The organism is Pseudomonas donghuensis, assembly GCF_000259195.1.
GTDB classification, from domain to species: domain Bacteria; phylum Pseudomonadota; class Gammaproteobacteria; order Pseudomonadales; family Pseudomonadaceae; genus Aquipseudomonas; species Aquipseudomonas donghuensis.
This window is the reverse complement of record NZ_AJJP01000229.1, coordinates 1-625: the sequence shown is the minus strand read 5'-3', so window position 1 is coordinate 625 and position 625 is coordinate 1. Positions and strand designations below refer to the sequence as shown.

Sequence of the window (625 nt, the reverse complement as noted above, 5' to 3'; positions counted from 1 at the left end):
ACCCCTTGCCAGCGTACATAGACCCGGCGGCCATGAACGTCAGCACAGCCGGCATTGGCGTTGCCAATAACCTCTTCCAAGGGGACAACCTGGCAGCCATCAGCAACGCCGATGAAAGTTTCGTCATCAACCCGGAGAGCCTGCTGACAGCCATGAGGGTGTTCATCGACAACTCCGTGGGGGGATACAACACGGCGACCGAGGACCTGTACTACAGGATCTACTACGAGGATGGCACGTTCTCCAACCTCATCGAGGTCAACACCCTGACGCCGGAGGCCGGTGGACAGGTCTCCTTCCTCGTTGAGAAGCAGGGCACGGCGCTGATCGACGCGGTTCAGCTGACGATGGCCAGGGGCGAGATCAAGATCCCGGTGATCCAGTTCATCCAGGAGACCGAGAGCCTGGCCAGTGATGTCAAGCTGGCGTTCAATGCGACGCTGACGGACAAGGACGGGGACACAGCGACCAGTGCGTTCGACGCCAACCTGTTCGCCAACGACGCGGCCAACGCAACGTTCGACTTCACCCTGATCGGCACGGGCGGTGAGCAGGATGCCTTCAACATCGATCTGTCAGTCGCCGAGAACCTGTACCAGGTCACCGGCTTCGATGTGAGCCTAAG

General features: G+C 60.0%; 1 pseudogene. It reads left to right on the top strand.

Going from position 1 to position 625, the window contains the following annotated elements:
* Positions 1–625, top strand: a pseudogene (locus tag UW3_RS26380) (DUF5801 repeats-in-toxin domain-containing protein); the annotation flags it as partial.